Annotated in this window: 3 protein-coding genes; all 3 read right to left on the reverse strand. The window is 34.6% G+C overall.

The genetic code is table 11. The features are described 5' to 3' along the window. Window positions 1-98 precede the first annotated feature (98 nt). On the reverse strand, window positions 99-314 hold the full coding sequence (locus FTV43_RS15195; RefSeq protein WP_004811702.1) for a hypothetical protein: 216 nt from the start codon (window positions 312-314) through the stop codon (window positions 99-101). Further along, window positions 304-600: a BrnT family toxin gene (locus FTV43_RS15200; protein ID WP_004282231.1), complete on the reverse strand. Its 297-nt coding sequence runs from the start codon at window positions 598-600 to the stop codon at window positions 304-306. Before FTV43_RS15200 ends, FTV43_RS15195 begins: the two co-directional genes overlap by 11 nt. A gap of 144 nt (window positions 601-744) precedes the next feature. Then, window positions 745-1626: a hypothetical protein gene (locus FTV43_RS15205; protein WP_005020924.1), complete on the reverse strand. Its 882-nt coding sequence runs from the start codon at window positions 1624-1626 to the stop codon at window positions 745-747. Window positions 1627-2027 lie beyond the last annotated feature (401 nt).

The following is a 2027-nucleotide window of genomic DNA, read 5'->3' on the forward strand; positions in this document are numbered from 1 at the left end:
GGTTTCTTTCGTGATTCAATTTATACCGGTGCACGCAAAGTGGCTCGACTTTGAAACATGGCTAAAGCCCTATTTCAAAGCATCGAGCAAAATTTTAATTAAACACGTTTCAATGCCATGATATGACGAACCATCTCGTTAATATGCTGTTTTGTTTCATCATCTTGAGAACTTAGCCAAGTTACAACATCCGCATCAAAAGCTTTTGCTTGAGCAATCGCATGGCGTTCTTGTAATTTTTTCACGAAGTTTGGTTTTACTACTGGCGCATTGGTAGGGTCAAAATTTTTATAGCGTTCTAATTCATTTTGCATGGTTATACCTCCGCTTTTGATTGTGTGATGGCTCAAAAGCAGTAATGATTCTTGCAACATCACCACGTTCGACCCAAACCACTGTTAGTAGTCTACCACGATTGCTCAGACCAATTGATATTAGCCGTTGCTCATCGTAATGACCAAGATCGTCAAAGGAAATCAGCTCTGGATCAAGAAAAACGCTACATACTTCTTCAAAAGTAATTTCACGCCCTCGATAGACTATTTCCATTTTTTTATCGTGCCATTCAAATAGCAGACCGTAATACTCAATCAACGGCATCTTTAGCCTTTTCCCTAGATTTACAACCTTCTAAAAGTCTACTTAGAGGGTTTCACTTATTCAATAACTCATTAATTTAAATGGGTTCTAACATCTAAATTTCGTATAACAGCCATTATGTAAAATGAAGGTTTATAAATAAAATTAGCCCCCTAATTCTATTTTTCCATGACAGTGTTTATATCTATAACCACTATTACATGGACATGAGGCTGCTCTACGACTAGGAACTGGTACTAAATTCCAATTTTGACGCCATTTTATTCCTAAATTCAACATCATACCTACACCACAATTATATGAAAAATTTCGTATAAATTGATTTGTTTGAATGTTTGTACCTTTTGGTGAAACTTTTATGTCTATACCAGATACTTCAAAGTTAATTTCAGAAATAGTTAGAGGGAATTCTAAGGAATCAGGAGCTTCTATATCAAAATTCTTTTTAAATAATTCTTTATTATTAATGACATAAAATTTAATTGATAGAAAATCTCCATTTTCATATTTAATTTCAATTTCTTTACCACTAGGGGGGCACTTAAAATCAATAGGAGTTCCTATATTTTCCCAGCAGTTATTCCTCATTACTAAACGCTCTTCCTTAGACACACTAAGCATTTCAACATTTAGCAGTAAATAACCACTTTCATCCCTTGTTAAAGAAACTACATCATAATTATCAATTACAAGTGCGCGAGGTGTTTCATAGTAGAAATTTCCCCCTACTACGGTTAATAATTTATTTCTCCGCCATTCAAAATTGCCTTTTACTTTTTCTGAATTAACCTTATTTTTTTTAAACTCTACTAATTGATCATTGGTATAAGCATAATTATCAGCATTTTTATGATGCTGTGTACAAAGAGCAATCATACCCTCTGGTCTGTGATGATTTTCAATACTCCAAGGCGGATCGAAATGATGCCATTCGAGATAAGGGTTTCCACAATTAGGAACAGGACAACCAAATCCTACCTCCTGTCTAAGAGTTTGAATTACTTTTTTAGGGGGCGTCCTATTCATTGATGATCTACCATGTGATTTTTTAAATTGTCTAAAATTAACATAATACACCTTATACGAAATGCTTTTCATTTCTCATTAAATTTCAGTGTCTTATCTTGATGTAAAAAGCCCAACTGTACTCAGTTGGGCTTTTTTAATGATTTTTCACGTTCCACGCCTATTCTTTGATCAATGTTTCACAACTTTGATTAGCTCCATTAAATAATTAAAACTTAGATAATAAGAACCGAGCGAGTGTCTACGAGCGATTGAGCATCATCAAAATTTCGCCCTCGCCTTTTCTCTGATTACAAGCTCCCTTTCGATTTTAAACGGTAGGTACAGAGCATCCCGAATGGGTGCGAACTTTGGAGCTTTTGCTTTTCAAAAAGTATGAGCGAAGCGAATACATTATCAAT

This window comes from Acinetobacter sp. YH16053, assembly GCF_013417035.1.
Classification (GTDB): domain Bacteria; phylum Pseudomonadota; class Gammaproteobacteria; order Pseudomonadales; family Moraxellaceae; genus Acinetobacter; species Acinetobacter towneri.

Excerpts from the sequence above, each read along its gene's own strand:
- FTV43_RS15205 (WP_005020924.1), bottom strand. The coding sequence starts at position 1,626 with ATGAATAGGACGCCCCCTAAAAAAGTAATTCAAACTCTTAGACAGGAG.
- FTV43_RS15200 (WP_004282231.1), bottom strand. The coding sequence starts at position 600 with ATGCCGTTGATTGAGTATTACGGTCTGCTATTTGAATGGCACGATAAA.
- FTV43_RS15195 (WP_004811702.1), bottom strand. The coding sequence starts at position 314 with ATGCAAAATGAATTAGAACGCTATAAAAATTTTGACCCTACCAATGCG.